This window comes from Acetobacter sp. KSO5, assembly GCF_044094635.1.
Taxonomy (GTDB): Bacteria; Pseudomonadota; Alphaproteobacteria; order Acetobacterales; family Acetobacteraceae; genus Acetobacter; species Acetobacter cerevisiae.
This window is the reverse complement of the sequence record NZ_CP172014.1, coordinates 1,819,362-1,837,308: the sequence shown is the minus strand read 5'-3', so window position 1 is coordinate 1,837,308 and position 17,947 is coordinate 1,819,362. Positions and strand designations below refer to the sequence as shown.

At 56.0% G+C, this 17,947-nt stretch carries 18 protein-coding genes; 11 read left to right on the top strand and 7 right to left on the bottom strand.

From position 1 onward, the window contains the following. The first annotated feature begins 25 nt into the window (after positions 1-25). Both ACHQGU_RS08420 and ACHQGU_RS08415 read left to right on the top strand, forming a co-directional pair. Positions 26-1,753 carry a Hint domain-containing protein gene (locus ACHQGU_RS08420; RefSeq protein WP_395494638.1) on the top strand — a complete coding sequence of 576 codons (1,728 nt, stop codon included), beginning with the start codon at positions 26-28 and terminating at the stop codon, positions 1,751-1,753. Between the two features lie 551 nt (positions 1,754-2,304). Next, positions 2,305-2,664, top strand: coding sequence for a hypothetical protein (locus ACHQGU_RS08415; RefSeq protein WP_395494637.1), 360 nt, complete (start codon positions 2,305-2,307; stop codon positions 2,662-2,664). Here the strand turns inward: ACHQGU_RS08415 and ACHQGU_RS08410 are convergent. After that, positions 2,640-3,581, bottom strand: a complete 942-nt coding sequence (locus tag ACHQGU_RS08410) for an AEC family transporter (RefSeq protein ID WP_395494636.1) — start codon at positions 3,579-3,581, stop codon at positions 2,640-2,642. The genes ACHQGU_RS08415 and ACHQGU_RS08410 overlap by 25 nt on opposite strands. A 99-nt stretch (positions 3,582-3,680) precedes the next feature. Between ACHQGU_RS08410 and ACHQGU_RS08405 the strand changes: the two genes are divergently transcribed. Continuing rightward, the gene (locus tag ACHQGU_RS08405) at positions 3,681-4,568 is read left to right on the top strand and encodes a LysR family transcriptional regulator (protein ID WP_395494635.1); all 888 of its coding nucleotides are present in this window, start codon (positions 3,681-3,683) and stop codon (positions 4,566-4,568) included. Positions 4,569-4,626: 58 nt separating this feature from the next. Here ACHQGU_RS08405 and ACHQGU_RS08400 read toward each other — a convergent pair whose 3' ends face one another. Continuing rightward, on the bottom strand, positions 4,627-5,256 hold the full coding sequence (locus tag ACHQGU_RS08400) for a LysE family translocator (RefSeq protein ID WP_395494634.1): 630 nt from the start codon (positions 5,254-5,256) through the stop codon (positions 4,627-4,629). A gap of 205 nt (positions 5,257-5,461) precedes the next feature. On the opposite strand from ACHQGU_RS08400, the gene ACHQGU_RS08395 reads away from it, so the two are divergent. Further along, complete coding sequence (locus ACHQGU_RS08395) at positions 5,462-5,914, top strand: Lrp/AsnC family transcriptional regulator (RefSeq protein WP_395496405.1); 453 nt, start codon at positions 5,462-5,464, stop codon at positions 5,912-5,914. 373 nt (positions 5,915-6,287) lie between these two features. Here ACHQGU_RS08395 and ACHQGU_RS08390 read toward each other — a convergent pair whose 3' ends face one another. Next, positions 6,288-7,190, bottom strand: a complete 903-nt coding sequence (locus ACHQGU_RS08390; RefSeq protein ID WP_395494633.1) for a LysR substrate-binding domain-containing protein — start codon at positions 7,188-7,190, stop codon at positions 6,288-6,290. A gap of 106 nt (positions 7,191-7,296) precedes the next feature. Between ACHQGU_RS08390 and ACHQGU_RS08385 the strand changes: the two genes are divergently transcribed. The 5 genes from ACHQGU_RS08385 (at position 7,297) to vapC (ending at position 11,157) form a co-directional block, all read left to right on the top strand. After that, complete coding sequence (locus tag ACHQGU_RS08385) at positions 7,297-8,118, top strand: aldo/keto reductase (protein ID WP_253559608.1); 822 nt, start codon at positions 7,297-7,299, stop codon at positions 8,116-8,118. A 185-nt stretch (positions 8,119-8,303) separates the two neighbouring features. Next, positions 8,304-8,915, top strand: coding sequence for an NAD(P)H-dependent oxidoreductase (locus ACHQGU_RS08380; RefSeq protein ID WP_062248185.1), 612 nt, complete (start codon positions 8,304-8,306; stop codon positions 8,913-8,915). A gap of 236 nt (positions 8,916-9,151) precedes the next feature. After that, complete coding sequence (locus ACHQGU_RS08375; protein WP_395494632.1) at positions 9,152-10,231, top strand: IS5 family transposase; 1,080 nt, start codon at positions 9,152-9,154, stop codon at positions 10,229-10,231. A 290-nt stretch (positions 10,232-10,521) separates the two neighbouring features. Continuing rightward, the gene (gene vapB, locus ACHQGU_RS08370) at positions 10,522-10,746 is read left to right on the top strand and encodes a type II toxin-antitoxin system VapB family antitoxin (RefSeq protein ID WP_075624224.1); all 225 of its coding nucleotides are present in this window, start codon (positions 10,522-10,524) and stop codon (positions 10,744-10,746) included. Beyond that, positions 10,747-11,157 (top strand): tRNA(fMet)-specific endonuclease VapC, encoded by a 411-nt coding sequence (vapC, locus tag ACHQGU_RS08365; RefSeq protein WP_395494631.1) that lies wholly within the window; start codon positions 10,747-10,749, stop codon positions 11,155-11,157. A gap of 61 nt (positions 11,158-11,218) precedes the next feature. Here vapC and ACHQGU_RS08360 read toward each other — a convergent pair whose 3' ends face one another. Both ACHQGU_RS08360 and ACHQGU_RS08355 read right to left on the bottom strand, forming a co-directional pair. Continuing rightward, positions 11,219-12,928, bottom strand: coding sequence for a recombinase family protein (locus tag ACHQGU_RS08360; protein ID WP_176643870.1), 1,710 nt, complete (start codon positions 12,926-12,928; stop codon positions 11,219-11,221). Between the two features lie 13 nt (positions 12,929-12,941). Further along, complete coding sequence (locus ACHQGU_RS08355; protein WP_070325067.1) at positions 12,942-13,130, bottom strand: hypothetical protein; 189 nt, start codon at positions 13,128-13,130, stop codon at positions 12,942-12,944. 241 nt (positions 13,131-13,371) lie between these two features. Here ACHQGU_RS08355 and ACHQGU_RS08350 point away from each other — a divergent pair, with 241 nt between their 5' ends. Continuing rightward, positions 13,372-15,558 (top strand): ATP-dependent RecD-like DNA helicase, encoded by a 2,187-nt coding sequence (locus tag ACHQGU_RS08350; protein ID WP_395494630.1) that lies wholly within the window; start codon positions 13,372-13,374, stop codon positions 15,556-15,558. 78 nt (positions 15,559-15,636) lie between these two features. Here ACHQGU_RS08350 and ACHQGU_RS08345 read toward each other — a convergent pair whose 3' ends face one another. Beyond that, positions 15,637-16,023, bottom strand: coding sequence for a helix-turn-helix domain-containing protein (locus ACHQGU_RS08345; RefSeq protein WP_061509407.1), 387 nt, complete (start codon positions 16,021-16,023; stop codon positions 15,637-15,639). 50 nt (positions 16,024-16,073) lie between these two features. On the opposite strand from ACHQGU_RS08345, the gene ACHQGU_RS08340 reads away from it, so the two are divergent. Then, positions 16,074-16,889, top strand: coding sequence for an SDR family NAD(P)-dependent oxidoreductase (locus ACHQGU_RS08340; protein ID WP_061509409.1), 816 nt, complete (start codon positions 16,074-16,076; stop codon positions 16,887-16,889). A gap of 80 nt (positions 16,890-16,969) precedes the next feature. Here the strand turns inward: ACHQGU_RS08340 and ACHQGU_RS08335 are convergent, their stop codons facing one another. Further along, positions 16,970-17,878 (bottom strand): LysR family transcriptional regulator, encoded by a 909-nt coding sequence (locus tag ACHQGU_RS08335; RefSeq protein WP_061509411.1) that lies wholly within the window; start codon positions 17,876-17,878, stop codon positions 16,970-16,972. Positions 17,879-17,947 lie beyond the last annotated feature (69 nt).

Genomic DNA, 17,947 nt, shown 5'->3' with positions numbered 1-17,947 from the left:
GTTAGTTTTTTTTTAAGGGATCGTTATGTCAACAGATACATGGAATGGCTCTGCCGGTGATGGTAATTGGAACAACGCAGCAAACTGGTCTGAGGGCGTTCCTACATCAGCTTCCGATGTGGTGATTAATACAAACACTACGCAGAATCAGACGATCAACATTCCAGAGGCTGTTGAAATTTCAAGCCTCACCATTACAGGTGACACAAATGTTGCGTTGAACAATTACAGTGGTGATTCTTCACAACGTATTGGATTTACTGTTGATAATGATATCAGCATGGAAAATTATAGCGGAACACTTCAGGTGAATTCTCTATACTTGATAACCTATGGCGATATGAGCGGCGGCACCGTTCTTATTGATAACTCTACCGTTCAGCCTTCAGGGACCTTTACGTCTGTTGCGTCTTTCTGGCCAACAGCAAACAATGATAACGCAAACTTCCTTAATCTTTCGGGAGCACAGAATTCTGTTCCTTCCGTCATCAATTTTTCCAGCTATGATGCAATTACTTTTGGCACCCGACAATCCAACGATGGCAGCACTGCCATTAAGATCAAATGGGTTTCTCTGGGAGATAACACCTACAAAGTTGTAAATGCCGCAAACCCGGATGATGTTCTGGTGGATTCCCTCACCTTTGTGCAAGGTGAATCCCCGGATAAAATTGGCTATGATGGTGATAGCGCAACAATCAACTGCTTCCTTGCTGGTTCCTTGATTGAAACGCCAGAAGGCCTGCGCAAGATTGAAGACATGCAGGTTGGTGATGCCGTTTGTGTTTATGCTGATGGTAAAAAGGAAGTCAGCCAGATTATATGGGCAGGTCATGCCTCTGTTCAGGTAAACACCGCCCTGAATCAGGATGAAGCTGGATATCCTATCCGTATTATTGCCAATGCTCTGGCCGACAATGTACCCAGCACAGACTTGTTAATTACGCCGGAACACTGCCTGTTCTTTGATGGCAAGTTTGTGCCTGTGCGCATGCTGGTGAATGGTGGTTCCATTTTCTATGATACCTCCATTACGTCTTACACATATTACCATATTGAAACTGCTAAGCATTCTGTCATTATAGCAAACGGTGTGCTCACAGAAAGCTATCTGGATACGGGCAACCGCTCATCCTTCGAGCAGACTGGCACAGTTGTAACTCTTGGCCGCGTCCCCGCCAAAGGCTGGGAGTATGATGCTGCAGCACCTCTGTGCGTAGATCGTGCTTTTGTAGAGCCTCTGTTCCGTGCAATAAACTATCGCAGTAACAGTATTGCTGTTCACCATGCTGCCATTGCAGCCGTTGCAACAACCACCGATCCCAATTTACATCTGATTACACAATCAGGGGCCATTATACACCCCATGCGCCGCTCTACGCACCAGTACAGCTTTATGCTGCCGCCTAACACGCAATCTGTGCGCATTGTTTCTCGTGCCAGCCGTCCCGCGGATGTTATCGGTCCGTTTGTGGATGACCGCCGTTACATGGGTGTTGCCATTGCAGGTATACAGCTTCTCTCTGCAAATAATACGCATAGCATTACAGCTCATCTTCAGAGTGAAAAGCCTGCCGGCTGGTATGCTTCGGAACCCACAGGCTGCGCATGGACAAATGGTGATGCTCTGTTGCCTCTGGATGGATACCTCACACATGGCAACATGGGGATGCTTTCCATTACTATACAGGCAGGTGGCTCATATCTTGTGGAAAATCACAGTCAGGTAGTAACACACACACGTTCTGCCTGATTGCTGCAACGGTAACAGTCATTTTAGCCCCTAAATTGTATAGGATTTAGGGGCTAAAATAGTAAAAAATAATACTAATTTCAGATATTTTTTAAGATTGAGACTCATTTTCTAGATGGAATATAAGATTTCGTGGTGAACTGCTGGATTTCCAGATGGGGAATGTCTTTTCCTGCTTTTCATTCCCCGGTTCGATCCGTGTTTTCTGAGCCTGCATTGCCGGTCACGCTGCTTTCGTCAAGCAGCACATCCAGTGCCGTCAGAAGATTGAGATCTACGTTTTCCCTGCGAAGAGCCTATCGACAATAATCGGCTAACCGCTACAGTTTTTGCATTAATTCCCTCGGTAATGGTTTATACGCATGATGCATGCAGGTAGACAGGATTAAAGCGACTCTTCTTTCGGGTCATGGCATCCTGCCAGGTAATAATTTTGGTAACGACCTCTGCCTCAATGTGAAAATAATCGTGTGAAGTCAGGGAACTACAGTTTTTTAGACCGGGTTGTTCCACATGCTACTCTTAACACGGTGACTCCATGACTACCTGCCATGGCCGCGCCAATTCGCTGTGCTTCTTGTGACGGTGCAACGTTGCAGGAGATGACGGTCGCCAGCCCTGAATATCTGGCACGACCCGGAACACCAGCTTCTCCAGATGACCTTGGGGGCCATCAGATGATCGGCTTCTTGCCTTCGCGCACTGGCCAGTATCTTCCGCTGGAGTTTATACGCGGAGAAGACGTGACCGAACTTCTCCCCGATTCAACGCTGCTTTCAGTGCTTTACCCAAGCAACAAGCAGCTTTCTCCACGTGTGCGGGTGTCCGTGGACTGGCTGGTGGAGAGTATTGGTTCGCGGTTTCATCAAAGTGCCGATGAACGTCCTTATGCAGGTGCAAAGGCGAGGTAGAGCGAGATCGTTGCAATCGAGAACACGGTGGAAGTGAGGACGACACGTCCGGTAAGGGCCGCCTCCCGGTCATAGAATTCCGCCAGCATGAACGAGCCGGTTCCCGTGGGCAGTGCTGCAAGAAGCACGGCAATGTTTGTCATCGCCGGAGGGAGGTGAAGCACAGGCGCTGCGATGATCCATGTAACCAGAGGCTGGGCGATCAGCTTCAGGCCGACAAGAACGGCGGCCGTCGACGGGCGTGCAGACGCGGCGCCGGCAGAATTTCCAGCAAGGAACAGACCGAGGGCGATCAGGGCGCAGGGGGATGCGGCCCCGCCGAGAAGCTTCAGAAAGGCATGAACCGGTCCCGGCAGATGCCCACCGGATACCATGACCAGGCCACCAAGTGCTGGCGCCACCAGCAACGGATTTTTCACCAGCGAGAAGAGCGTTTTCGCGACAATGTCGCGCGGCCGTGCTTCGGTCTGCAGTCCGGCTTCGATCAAAACGATCGCGATGACAAACAGCACGCAAACCGTCACGATCGTGGCGATCAGCGTCGGCGCCATGCCGGTATCGCCGACGAGCGACAGGACAAGCGGGAAACCGACGAACCCCGTATTGGCGTAGCTCGCGTTCAGTCCGTCAATGGCGGCATCGGCAAGATGGTGTCCTGTGGACACCCGCCACCACAGCGTCCCGGCAAACACGATAAAACAGCCGAGCGTGAACGCCGCAATGAATCCCGGCTCCCACAGATCGGTCATTTTTGCGTTTGCCACGATGTCGAACAGCACTGCGGGCAGCGCAAGATAGACCACCAGCCGATTGACCTCGCGCGTGGCATTGGGGCCAAGCGCACCCGATTTACGTGCGATCCATCCGGTGAGGATGAGGGCAAAGATAGGCAGGACGATCAGCAGATTATTCAGCATCAGGGATCTCGGGAATTGAGCAAAGGCGTGACGCTACCGGAGACTATCGATATAATCCAATGCTCATATGGTTCACGATTAATGCTTTCAGGGTATCAGATGGACACGCGGCATATGCGGTATTTCATGGCTCTGGCCGAGACGCTTCATTTCGGTCGGGCGGCTGAGCGGATGAACATGAGCCAGCCGCCGTTCAGTCGTCAGATTGCCATGATCGAGCACACGTTGGGCGTGAAGCTGTTTGAACGAAACTCGCGCAACGTGGCTCTGACCCCGGCCGGAAAACATTTCATGAAAGACTGCCGAAACGTGCTGGGGCGGTTTGAGGAGGCCTGCCGGGATGTCAGGCTGGTCGCCAGCGGCATAAAGGGCGAGATGCGGTTTGGATTCATGATGCATGCCGCCCACAGTGTCGTGCCGCAACTCGTGCAGCTTTATGCGGAGGCAAGGCCGGATGTCCGCCTGGTCCTTGACGAACGCACGCCGACAGAAATCGATGAGATGCTGGTGGCAGGAACACTGGATGCCGCCGTAACATTTGACTGCGGATATGCGCCACACCTGCAGACCGTGCTGCTGGCCAGGGAGCAATTACGCATCATCATGCGTAAGGACCATCCCCTTGCCACGGTCGGCCAGATCGGTCCTGAGGAACTCCGCGTGGAGAAGATCATCGCAGCACCCGCCGCGACGGCACCGGCTCTTCGATCCGCGATCAACAGCTATTTTTCGGCCTGGGGAATTGTCCCGCATGTCGTGCTTGAACCGCGGTTGCAGCACACGATCATCCAGCTTGTTGCAAAAGGGCTGGGCGTAGCCCTTATCCCCGCATCGCTGTGTACCGAACTGGGAACCGGACTGACGTCACGGGCTTTGTCAGACGCTCCCCAACTTGACGTTGTGCTGCGTGCGCCCATCACCACGAAAAACCCGGCGGTTTCGACATTCATGGAAATCGGGAAATCGATACAGCGGACTTCACTCTAATTCATGGAATCTATGTGGAGAGCCCGTTTCCAATATCTTCGCTTTCCTGATTTCATCTTTATGAATGGAATATTTTTATAATGTCTTCCAACGCCAGACCCAGACCAAGAATAATCATGATCGCTCCAGATATATAGCCCGTCACGATGGATGCTCTGGGGCGGCTACTTAATATTGTCCGCGCTCCAAATCCGACCATCAGATAGATGGATACGCAGTTTATTATATGAACGATGCCCAAGATCCCGATCTGTAAAAAGATCGGCCATGCTGACCCCGGATTTGTAAACTGGGGCAGAAGGGCGAGAAAAAACAGAAGAGCCTTGGGGTTCAGACCGCTGATAGCGAATCCTTTGGTAATCCGACGCCGCACACCTGTTTCCCGTTCATGTCCTTCTTTCGGCAGGGGAGGATGATGCAACAGGGAAATGCCCAGTTTTATGAGATAGGCCGCGCCTGCAAATGTCAGAATAGTGATCGCAAGCGGCATGCTGGCCACAAGCGCCCCGATACCACCCGCGACCGTTCCGGTAATGGCGAGATATCCCAGAAACAGGCCGAATACCGCGGGAATGACTGCGGCATGATCACGTATTCCAGCGGAAATGACATACGCCCAGTCAGCACCAGGAGTTGCGGCAAGGAGGATGGAGATCGTCCAGAAGGCAAGAAGGGTATGCAAATTCATCGAAGACGCGTCGCTTTAGAAGAAAATTCACAAGGGCCCACGGCGTTCCATGCTCTCCGATTATGTTCCGGATCGCCATCCCTGCGACGCGAGAGAGGGCAGGATAGCGCGGACTAGCGGATATGGGGTTGCGTTTATGCCAATTTATCCGTCAATATTTGGCATATTATTGCGCTATAATGTTTATCCATGATATAAAATGCCAATGAAACTGGATGCGATTGATCGGCGTATTCTTCACGTTCTTCAGGAAGATGGCCGCTGCCCCAATAATGAACTTGCGCGGCGCGTCGGGCTCTCTCCCTCGCCATGCCTGCGCCGGGTGCGGATGCTGGAAGAAAGTGGCGTTATCGAGGGCTATGTCGCCGTTGTGAATCCCGCAAAAGCCGGGTTCGGCGTGACCGCTTTTGTCAGGATATGGCTGACGGGAGAAGACGAGCGGCAGTCCGAGCATTTCGTCGAGGAAATCGGAAAACTTCCACAGGTGACGGAAGCGCATGTCCTCGCGGGAGATTGTGATTTCCTGTTGCGCGTTGTTGCAGAAGACCTTCCAGGACTGCGACGTTTTCAGAGCGAACAGCTCGCGCGGATCAAAGGCGTGCGGAGCATGAAGACCGACATCCCGCTTCTCAAGGTCAAGAACGCAAGCTTTGCGTAGAGTAAGGCTTATTCTTGGTGGCGAGATATAACTTTTCGGTAGCCGTCATGGTAATGTCTGCATTTGATGCAGTGTTTTGGGTATGACGGCCCCGGCAATTCACGAACGTCCAGATACCTCTGCAGGAAATAAACGACTGGAACTGGGACGTGGGCCGATCTCTACAGAATACAAAAGTTGCTATACCGGGTGAGGAATCAGAAGAACTCGTTTACGGTGCCATGGAGGGGAGTGGTCGTTCGCCAGTTCACAGGTCCCGCTGGCGTGGTTCCCGTCTGCCAGCACCACAGCGGTAATCCTTGCGTAATCTTTATGCGCCGACGAGGAGATGTTCCGGAATTTCGAGCGCGACATCGGATGGTCTTCATGCTGGTTAGGCGTGCATATATGCCTGAAGGCGCGGGATGACGAAGTCAAGAAACACCCTCACGCGCTGGGGGGCCTGTTTGCTGCCCAGATAGAGCGCATGGATCTCCTCTTCGTCCTGCGCGTCCGCATGAGCCAGAACCTCAACGAGACGGCCAGCTTTGATGTCATTGCGCACATGGTAGTCGCCAAGCCGCGCCAGCCCCGCACCCCGTAGGGTCAGGCGTCTTACTGTTTCCCCGTTATTGGCGAGCAGGGGGCCTCGGACGATACGATCGGCGATGCGGCCTTTCTCCTGTAGCGGCCAGACAGGGGCGGCACGCCGGAAATTAAAGCCGAGGCATTTGTGGCGGTCCAGATCAACAATGTTTTGCGGCGTGCCGAACCGGCTCAGGTAATCTGGCGATCCGACAATTTTACGTCGTGCCGTGCCGATATGCCGGGCTGTCAGATTTGAATCCTGCAACGGTCCGACCCGAAAGGCGATATCTGTGCGGTCAAGGTAAAGATCCGTCAGTTCATCGGAGAGCGAGAGATCAACGACGATATCCGGATAGGCATCCCAGAATTCTGACAGGAGAGGTTCGAGCGCCAGCGCTCCGAAAGCCACCGAAGCGTTGATGCGCACAATGCCGCCAGGCCGAACCGATCCTGTTGTGAGCGCATGCTCCATGTCGTCAAGATCGGCGATCAGTGCCTGAGCGCGTTCGTAGTAAAGCTGTCCTTCCGGCGTGACGGAAAGGCGGCGTGTCGAACGTTCGAGCAGGCGTACGCCAAGGCGTGTCTCAACGCGGGCGATCAGTTTGCTTATCGTCGAGGGCGTTGTCATCGACAGGCGAGCTGCTTCCGAAAAACTGCCGCTTTCCACGACACGCAGAAACATCTGCATTTCGCCAATCCGGTTATCCATCAGCGCCCCTTTAATGAAACAGGTTCACAAGTTCTGTGGAGAAGCGACGGATTATCAAAGCCTGTCAAGTGCATCATGTTCCATAGGGAACAGAAGGAAAATGAATATGCTGACGATTGAAACGGGCGGCGCGTCGATACCGGCCCTGGGCCTTGGTATTTTCCGTATGAACAACGACCAGGTTGCTCGCATTGTGCCGGCGGCTCTGGAGGCGGGATTTCGTCATTTCGATACGGCGCAGATTTATGGCAACGAGGCAGTTCTCGGGGATGCGCTCCAGGCCAGCGGCATCAGTCGCAAGGAATTCTTCCTGACCACCAAAGTCTGGGTGGATAATTATACGCCGGAACGTTTTGCACGCTCGGTTGAGGAAAGCCTCGAAAAGCTGAAGCTGGATTACGTTGATCTGCTTTTGCTGCATTGGCCCGGTGACATCGTGGCGGTGTCCCAGCAGATCGAGTGGCTGGATGCGGTGAAAGACATAGGCAAGACCCGCCATATTGGGGTCAGCAACCAGAATATTACCCAGATGCGGGAATCTGCACGACTGAGCGCCGCGCCGATCGTGACCAATCAGATCGAACTTCATCCCTATCTCGACCAGTCGACGCTCCTTGCCGCCGCTCGGGATCTCGGCATTCCGCTTACGGCCTATTATGGGATGGCAGATGGAAAGGTTGTTCACGATCCGGTGCTTCAGGAAATTGGTCGCAGGCATGGAAAGACGGCAGCGCAGGTAACCTTGCGCTGGCTGTTGCAGCAGGGTGCCATTGTGCTCAGCAAGACCAGTACGCCGGAACGACTTCAGGAGAATATCGCGATTTTTGATTTTGTCCTGAGTGACACTGAACTTGCCCGGATTGCGGCGCTGGCTCGGCCAGATGGGCGTCTTGTCAGTCCGGCAGGTCTTGCGCCCGGTTGGGACTAGGGGCCTACAAACAAGACCAAGGCATTAAAATCTTCGCAAGGGACACGAGGGATTGTAGCCATGGTCTGTTTTGCCGCTCGCGCCGCTGAGGCGCCGAGACATTGTCACATTGAAAATGCTTCCGGACACTGGCTCTGAATTCTGGTCAGGCTTATCCGGGATGCTTTTTGCAGGACACTATTGCGATGAAAAAGATTCTTCTTCTGAACGGTGGAAAGGCTTTCGCCCATTCTCATGGTCGTCTGAACGATACGCTGCACGCCGTCGCTTTTGAACTCCTGTCGAACGCGGGTTTCAACACGCGGCAGACAAAGATCGATGCAGGGTACGATATTCAGACGGAAGTAGAAAATATTCAGTGGGCTGACCTGGTCATCTATCAGATGCCGGGCTGGTGGATGGGCGCACCCTGGACCGTCAAGAAGTATGTGGATGAAGTCTTCACAGCCGGTCATGGAGCGCTTTACGCCAATGACGGGCGCAGCCGCGCCCATCCTGAACGAAAATATGGTTCAGGTGGCCTGCTGCAGGGGAAGCATTACATGCTTTCCCTGACATGGAACGCCCCGGAAGAGGCCTTTGTTGATCCGGCTCAGTTCTTTGAAGGGAAGGGGATTGATGCGGTCTATTTCCCTTTCCATAAGTCCAACCAGTTTCTGGGGATGACATCGCTTCCGACGTATCTGGCGACGAATGTCATCAAGGAACCACACGTTGACCAGACGATCGCGCGCTATCGTACCCACCTGGCAGACGTTTTGAGCTTTGCTCCGCCTAAGAGTGATGTCGGATCATGATGCAAATCGCAGGATTGCTCTAGCAAGATGGAAACGTGAGAATAATATGAAAACATGGGTAAGAGGTGTAACATGGGGTAATGTCGGAATGGTCGGACTAGCGGTGCTCGGTGTGGCGACATAGAAGCTTGTGCTGCGTCCAGAAACCGCATCCCTTTCTGTGACGGTAGGAACGGGTCCGTATCCTGATCTGCCGCATCCCAACCATACCTTGTGTGATGATTGGGGGATGGCTCATGAAGCAGCCGGGTTTCTTTGATGTTGACGAGCGGCTTGCCCGGTTAAGCGGGCTTGGCGATCAGCTCGAGGCGTTTTCCCGGACTGTGGGTTTTGAGGCGTTCCGCCCTGATCTGGAGAAGGCTCTGGCCTATTCAGGCAGGAGCAAAGGCGGCCGTCCCCCGTTCGATCCGGTGCTGATGTTCAAGATCCTGGTCATCCAGACGCTGAACAATCTCTCCGACGAGCGAACGGAATATCTGATCAACGACTGCCTGTCCTTCATGCGTTTCCTCGGTCTGGGACTGTCGGGCCGGGAGTCCGATGCCAAAACGGTCTGGCTGTGTCAAAAGTGTCTGACGGAGACAGGTGCCATCCAGAAGCTGTTCGAGCGCTTTGACGCCACCCTGCGTAACGCTGGGTATCTGCCGATGTCCGGCCAGATCCTGGATGCCACGCTGGTGGCAGCGCCAAAGCAGCGCAATACCAACGGGGAGAAAGCCGATCTTCGGGAAGGCCGTATCCTCGAAGGCTGGGAAGATAAGCCGGTAAAGCTGTCCCACAAGGACAGCCACGCCCGCTGGACGCTGAAGTTCACGAAGGCAAAGCGGCAGGAGGACGGGACGCTCCCGGCCACGGACCTCGCCCTTCCGTTCTTTGGCTACAAATCGCATGTTTCCATCGATCGAAAGTTTCGACTGATCCGGAAATGGAAGACAACGGATGCCGCTGCCAGTGATGGAGCAAGACTGCGCGAGGGCTTGCTGGATAAAACCAATACGGCCTCAACCGTTTGGGCCGACACCGCGTATCGCTCGAAAGCCAATGAGGATTTCATGGACAAGGAGGGTTTCGTCTCGAAGGTCCACAGGAAAAAGTCGCATCTCAAGCCCATGCCCCCTCATATCCAGCGGTCCAATGCAGGGAAGTCGGTGATCCGATCGCGCGTCGAGCATGTCTTTGCCGATCAGAAATCGCAGATGGGTCTGTTCGTCCGAACCGTGGGTATCACCCGGGCCACCATGCGGATCGGCCTGGCCAATATTGTTTACAACATGCGCCGCTTCCTCTTCCTTGAGAGGTTGAACGCGAGCGCGTAGCCATCCCGGTGGCGATACTCCCCGACCTGACAGAATGTTGGCTGCCAAGTGGCGACCCCGTTCTTCTGCGCGGGCGAAAGTTTCACTCCGTGTTCGTGGCCTGTCTGTCATGAATGCTGTCTTTTTGTCTTTCAGGGAGAGAGGAGAGCGATCCCATCATGGGGCGGGCGGAAAATCTACTGTATCATCCGGCCCGCTTGTATGCATTCGGTGCGTAGGGCCCTAAAAATACGGGACATCAACGTCCAAATGGGATATACATAATATATATCCATAGGGAGGGGTATCCGATGCTGACCCGTACGACACTCTTTCTATCCAACCGCTCACAGGCAGTGCGTCTGCCGAAGATGGTCGCCTTCGGGGAGCAGGTCCGCGAGGTGGTCATCGTGTCCGAAGGGTCGCGGCGGATCATCGCTCCGGCCGATGCGGCGTGGGATGATTTCTTTGCGGCCCACGGGGTGGATCTGGGGGAGCGGAACCAGCCGGCCATGCAGGAACGTGAGGCGCTCTGAATGCTGCGTTATCTGCTGGATACGAACCTCTGTATCTGGGTATTGCGGGATCGGCCGCAGGGGCTGCGTCCGAGGTTCAACAGCTGTGCGGAGGAACTCTGCATCTCGGACGTGGTTCTGTATGAGCTGCTTTATGGCGCAGAACGCTCGTCCGATCCCGTGCGCACAAGGCGTGAAGTCGAGCACTTCGCGGGAAGGCTGGCAGTCCTGCCATTCGATAGTGAAGCGGCTGCCCATACGGCGGATATTCGGGCTGCTCTTGAACGGAATGGCCGTATCATAGGCCCCTATGATCTCATGATTGCCGGGCATGCCCGGAGCAGGGGGCTGATTGTGGTGACCGGGAACCTTCGGGAATTCCAGCGGGTGGAAGGTCTTCGAACGGAGGACTGGCTGACTGGCACGGTCTGACCGGGAAAGGCGTGGCGAGACAGAATATTGATAAAAAACGATTGTTTATCAATCGATTATGTCATGCAGCGAGCCTCTCTACGAACCCGCTGACAAGCAGCAGTTTTCTTTGGTTGCAGGCCCCCGCAACCATCTGAACTTGCGATGCGAACGCATCACGAACCCCAGTCCGGAAACGGGCTGGGGTTTTCGTTTGTCCGCTGCCCGACGCCACCGTCAGGATGCCGGCCAGATCGCCCCGGACATCAATCTGGAGGCCCTTGTCGGATGGTGTGAGAATGATGGCCTCGATCAGGGAGCGGATCACCTCGGCCGCCTCCTGGCGCTTCTCGTCTAGATCCGAATGCAGCATGTCGTGCAGGCGCGCGAGCTGCCGGTGGTAGAATTCCGCCATCTGAGGATGGAGCAGGAGCGGGGGCGCCTCGGCGGTTGCAAGGAACTCCGTCAGTTCCGCCTTGCGGACTTCGAGCTTGGATCCGCGCTCCTTGACCGTCTCGATCGAAATCGCTTCCGAGAGGTAGAGATCCATCAACCGCTGGATGTCGCGTTCAACCCGCTTCAGTTCTGCCTCTGACGCGCCGATGTCGGCCGACGCCTCCATGCGCAGCCGGTTCATCTCGGTGGTGAACGCTGTGCAGAATTCGGCGAACAGGTCCGGGTCCATGAGGTGATGACGCAGGGCGTCGAGAACGCGCCGTTCCAGTTCCTCGCGGCGCATATTGGTCCGGTTGTCGCAGGTGCCTTTGTTGCGTGCCGTCGAGCAGCCGAGCAGCACGCCGGAGATCATGGAGTAGCCGCCACCACAGCAACCGCACTTGCTGAGGCCCGAGAACAGGTAACGGGGGCGGCGTTTCTCGCGGAAGTGGTCGGGCGATGACGTGTCGCGTGTGTCCCGGCTGGCGCTGACGCTGGCCTGCCGTGCCTTGACCGCGTTCCACAGTTCCTGATCGACGATCCGCAGTTCCGGCACCTCCTGGATTACCCATTCGGATTCCGGATTGGGTCGGGCCTGTCGCTTGCCGGTATCGGGATCCTTGATGAAGCGTTGCCGGTTCCACACCAGCCTGCCCACGTACATCTCGTTGTTGAGGATACCGGTGCCGCGTAGCCGGTTGCCGTTGATGGTCGAGAAACCCCAGGCACCGCTACCCGGTGCGGAGATGCCTTCGTCATTGAGACGGAAAGCGATCGCGCGCGGTCCCAGGCCTGCCGCGAAGTCACGGAAGATGCGACGGACCACGTCGGCTTCCGCTGGATTGATGGTGCGGTCGCCCCGAATGGGCTCGCCATTGGCGTCGAGCCTGCGCACGACATCATAGCCGTAGGCATTGCCGCCGCCGGACTTGCCCTGTTCGACCCGGCCTCTCAGGCCGCGATGCGTCTTCTCGGCCAGGTCTTTCAGGAACAGGGCGTTCATCGTGCCCTTGAGGCCGACATGGAGGTGGGAGACTTCGCCCTCGGAGAGGGTGACGATCCGCACGCCGGCATAGTTCATGCGCTTGAAGACGCCGGCGATGTCCTCCTGGTCTCGGGACAAACGGTCCATCGCTTCGGCCAGCACGATCTGGAACCGTCCGCGCTGTGCATCCGCGATCAGCGCCTGGATGCCGGGCCGCATCAGGGAGGCACCCGAGATGGCGTGGTCGGTATACTCCTCGACGATGCTCCAGCCCTGCTTCTCCGCGTGGGTGCGGCAGACCCGAAGCTGGTCGGCGATCGAGGCGTCGCGCTGGTTGTCGGAGGAATAGCGGGCGTAGAGCGCGACCTTCATGACGGGGTATCCCTTACGGTCCGGAGCGGCGGCGCTGCTCCTGTTGCTGCGACCGGAACCAGTCCCGTGCCGCACGACGGGCCATGAGGCGGACCAGCGCCACAAGACGCGGGTCGGGGGCATTGGGGCGCAGGACGAGCCGCAACTCGGGCTCGGGCGGCCGATACGCCGTGGCAATGGACTGGCTGGGTCTGTCCGTCATCGTCGCTCTCTTCCGACCGTAAGGCAAGGAAAACAGACACACGATCCGGACAGATGACTGTTATTTCAATGGAAAACGGTAATACGAGAAGGCGTGCATGCGCGTGCTCCAGAGTGCGGAATCGTAGTTATGGGTAGTCCCGGATAGTGGCGCGTCGTACAAATACTGGCTTACGGCGGCATCACGGAAGGGGAGGGCGAGTCATGAACGATACGGGAGTGCCGTTCTTCCGGCAGGTCGGATGAGCGGGCGCGCCATCGACTCTTCGCTCACGGAAGCGCTGGCTGGCCTCGTGGAGCGGGTGACGTTCCACAACGCCGAGAACGGCTTCTGCGTCCTGCGGGTGAAGGTGCGGGGGCAGCGCGATCTGGTCACTGTTGTCGGCCATGCCGCCATGATCTCGGCAGGCGAGTTCGTGCAGATGTCGGGGCGCTGGTTCAACGACCACACCCACGGGTTGCAGTTCAAGGCGGAGTTTCTCAAAGCCAGTCCGCCGACCACGGTTGAGGGGATCGAGCGTTATCTTGGTTCGGGCATGATCCGGGGTATCGGTCCGGTCTACGCGAAGAAGCTGGTGAAAGCGTTCGGCGAGGCGGTGTTCGATCTGATCGAGCAGGAACCTGGACGCCTGCGGGAGGTGACGGGCATCGGTCCCAAGCGTGCCGAGCGGATTGTCGGTGGCTGGGCGGACCAGAAGGTGATCCGCGAGATCATGCTGTTCCTGCACAGCAACGGCGTCGGCACCTCGCGGGCGGTCCGGATCTTCAAGACCTACGGTCAGGATGCGGTCCAACTGATCAGCGAGAACCCCTACCGGCTGGCAAAGGATATCCGGGGGATCGGCTTCAAGACCGCCGACCAGATTGCCCGGAAGATGGGGATCGCGCCTCACGCCATGATCCGGGTGAGGGCCGGGATCTCCTACGCGCTCGGCGAGGCCATGGATGAAGGGCATTGCGGCCTGCCGGTCGGGGAGTTGCTGACCAGCACCGCCGAACTGCTGGAGGTCGCGGCACCCCTGATCGAGACGGCTCTCGCTTTGGAATTGGAAGCCGGTGACGTGGTTGCCGACAGCGTGGGAGAGACGGGCTGCGTCTTCCTTGCTGGTCTCTATCGCGCGGAGCAGAGCATCGCCGAGCGATTGCGTGCCTGTGCCGTCGGCCGTCCGCCCTGGCCCGAGATCGACGCTGAAAAGGCCATGACCTGGGTGGAACGGAAGACCGGGCTTGCGCTCGCGCCCAGCCAGCAGGAGGCGGTGCGCCTTGCCCTGAACAGTAAGGTGCTGGTGATCACGGGTGGTCCTGGCGTGGGCAAGACCACGCTGGTCAACGCCATTCTCAAGATCGTGACGGCCAAGGGCACGGATGTGCAGCTTTGCGCCCCGACCGGAAGGGCGGCGAAGCGTCTGTCGGAAAGCACGGGGCTGGAGGGCAAGACGATCCATCGCCTGTTGGAGACAGACCCGGCCACGGGGAGCTTCAAGCGGGACGATACCAACCCGCTGACCTGCGATCTTCTGGTCGTGGATGAGGCCAGCATGGTCGATGTGCTTCTGATGCGCTCCCTGCTACGCGCATTGCCTGACAACGTCGCGTTGCTGATCGTCGGCGATGTGGACCAGTTGCCTTCTGTTGGACCGGGACAGGTGCTGGCCGACATCATCGGCTCCGGTGCTGTCCCTGTGGTGCGGCTGACCGAGGTGTTCCGTCAGGCGGCACAGAGCCGGATCATCACCAATGCGCATCGGATCAACGAGGGCAGGATGCCTGAACTGAGCGCGGAAGAGGGATCGGATTTCTACTTCGTGGAGGCGGCCGAGCCCGAGGTCGGGCTGCGCAAGTTGCTGGCCGTGGTGAGGGATCGCATCCCGGCGCGGTTCGGGCTGGACCCGGTTCGCGACGTGCAGGTGCTTTGCCCGATGAACCGGGGTGGCCTTGGGGCGCGGTCGCTGAATATCGAATTGCAGCAGGCGCTGAACCCGCCGGACGAGGTGAAGGTCGAGCGGTTCGGCTGGACCTATGGTCCGGGCGACAAGGTGATGCAGATCGCCAACGATTATGACCGGGATGTCTTCAATGGAGACCTCGGCGTTATCGGCAGGATCGATGTGGAAGAGGGCGAACTGACGGTCTCATTCGATGGACGGGATGTCGTTTATGGCTTCGGCGAGTTGGACGAACTGGTGCTGGCCTACGCCACCACCATTCACAAGAGCCAGGGCTCGGAATACCCGGCGGTGGTGATTCCGCTGGTGACGCAGCATTACGCCATGCTGGCGCGGAACTTGCTCTATACCGGCGTGACACGGGGAAGGAAACTCGTCGTATTGGTGGGGCAGAAGAAGGCGCTTGCCATCGCTGTGCGCAACCAGGGCGGGCGGCGGCGGTGGTCGAAGCTCAGGGAATGGCTTGCGGGTAGTTTTGCATGACGGAGCGATGCCTCCATGTCGGCTTCCGCCCTCATGGCGGACGTACACGCTTTATATTGATCGCCCTCAAAGCAGACCTTAAAATTTGGGCATTGCCGAATGTTTTACAGAAAAATCTCGCATGGCGAGGAACACGCCCATAAGATTTTGGCCCTGGTCTGATAGCCGGTATTCTACGTGACGTCGCTTTTCTTCGAAATCGTGTCTCTGTATCAGGCCGTCTTTTTCAAGTTCCCGCAGATGCTGGGTGAGCATTTTTTGCGAGACCCCGGATAAATCCTGCTTCAGCTCAGCATGGCGCAATGAAGGGGCTGCATAAAGCCGAAAGAGAATGGGTAGCTTCCAACAGCCCTGAACCATTTTCATTGTACGGATCACATGCGCCGCAGCTCCATCAGGACTAAGACAGGCCAAACGGTCTTTGTCCTCTACAGGTACTTTTAAGTGCGTAATTGTCTCGTTCATCTCCGAGGCTACCTTGATGACAGATGGCTCATGACAATGAAGGAGTAGTTATGGATCTGCAACTTGACGGTAAAACAGCACTCGTAACCGGCAGCAGCAAAGGAATTGGCGAAGCTGTCGCAAAGGCTTTTGCACGAGAAAAGGCGAGGGTCATCGTCCATGGGCGGAATGAACAGGAAGCCTTACAGGTCGCTGAGAAAATCCAACAGGAAGGCGGTCAGGCCAGAACAGTTACAGGAGACCTTACGTGTGATGATGCTGTCGAACGGCTGGTCAGGCAAGCCGAGCAAATATGGGGTAAAATCAGTATCCTTGTTAATAATGCGGGAGGATCAAGTGGCGACATTCAGAGCTGGGAAAATACAGAACCTGACGTCTGGATGAAGACTTACGACCGCAATGTTTTGGGGGCTTTGCGGATGGTTAGGTGCCTTTTGCCCAAGATGCAGCGGGAAAAATGGGGTCGTGTCATCAACATTTCCAGTCTTGCAGCAACGATGCCTCCGCCGACATCTCCCGACTATTCAGCATGTAAGGCCGCTATGAATGCCATGACAGTCTCCATGGCCAAAGCCGTGGCCTCTGATGGCGTCACGGTCAATACCATTTCGCCGGGGACCATACATAGTGTGACCCTGGACAGTCGTTTCCGGGGTGTGGCAGCTCAACGAGGGCTGGCAGAGAAAGATGCGCCGTGGCCTGAGATCGAGCGTTGTGTTCTCCCGATTTTTGCGCAGGTTCCTGTTGGCCATGTTGGAACACCGGAGGATATAGCGAATGCGGCAGTCTTTCTCTCCAGCCCGCTGGCTGCCTATATCACCGGCGTAAATCTGCGGGTGGATGGAGGTCTGTTTCCAGGTTTGTAATAATCAGGGAAAGGCCGGTCTGAAATCAAAACGATTTTATCGTGGGAGCTTGAAGTCAGGCCTTTCCATATTTTGGTATATTACAACAATAGATTATCGGTTCTCTGTAAAAGCAGATTGATAAAGACGCTTACTTTGGGGGTCAGATACCGTTTGCTCGGATAGACAACCGAAATTGGTATTTCAGGCGAAGAATATTCGGGCAAAAGGATTTGAAGGTGCCCTGTGGCGAGGGCTGGCTGGATCAGAAAACGGGGCAGACATGTAATGCCTAACCCGGCTTTCGCGGCATCAAGAAGCGCACTGGCATTGTCCGAGAGCATTGTCGGACTTCCCTGTATGATCTCAGGAATTCCCTGCACCTTCGTAAGTTGCCACATGCTCCGAGGCCGTAGGTACGTGTTGAAAACAAGCTTTTTGTGGCGCGCCAGATCCTCGGGAGACATCGGCATGCCATGGCTTTCGAGATAACTAGGCGCTGCGCAGAGTTGGCCAAAAGAGCGCGCTATCACCCTGGAAATCAATTCTGAATTTGCCGGGGGAGGTCCGAAGCGAATGGCTAGATCGAATCCTTCCTCAACAAGATCGATGAAGCGATCCGTAAAGCTGGTTTCGACGGACAGACCAGGCCACTGTTCGAGATAGTCCGCAAGAACAGGCAAGACGATCTGACGCCCAAACGCTTCAGTCATAGTAATGCGCAGGGTTCCGCTTGGGACTGCGCGAGTTCGCGTGATAGTCTTCTGCGCATCTTCCAGATCTTTGATGATGATGAGAGCACGCTCATAAAATGCGCGACCATCGACAGTCAATCCGACCCGTCGTGTTGTCCGATGCAGTAGTCGAACACCAAGTAAATGTTCAAGCCGTGCAACGGATTTCCCAATCGTGGAACGGGTCAGGCCAAGGCGTGATGCTGCTTGACCAAACGATTCTGCGTCCGCGACGGCAATAAAGGCCTCCAGCGTCCGGATTTCAGCCAGTTCCATCGTTAAAGCTCCGCCCCCCTCGCACTGTGCCTCTTTGTCCCAGCTTACGGGAAAATCATTCCCCAATAA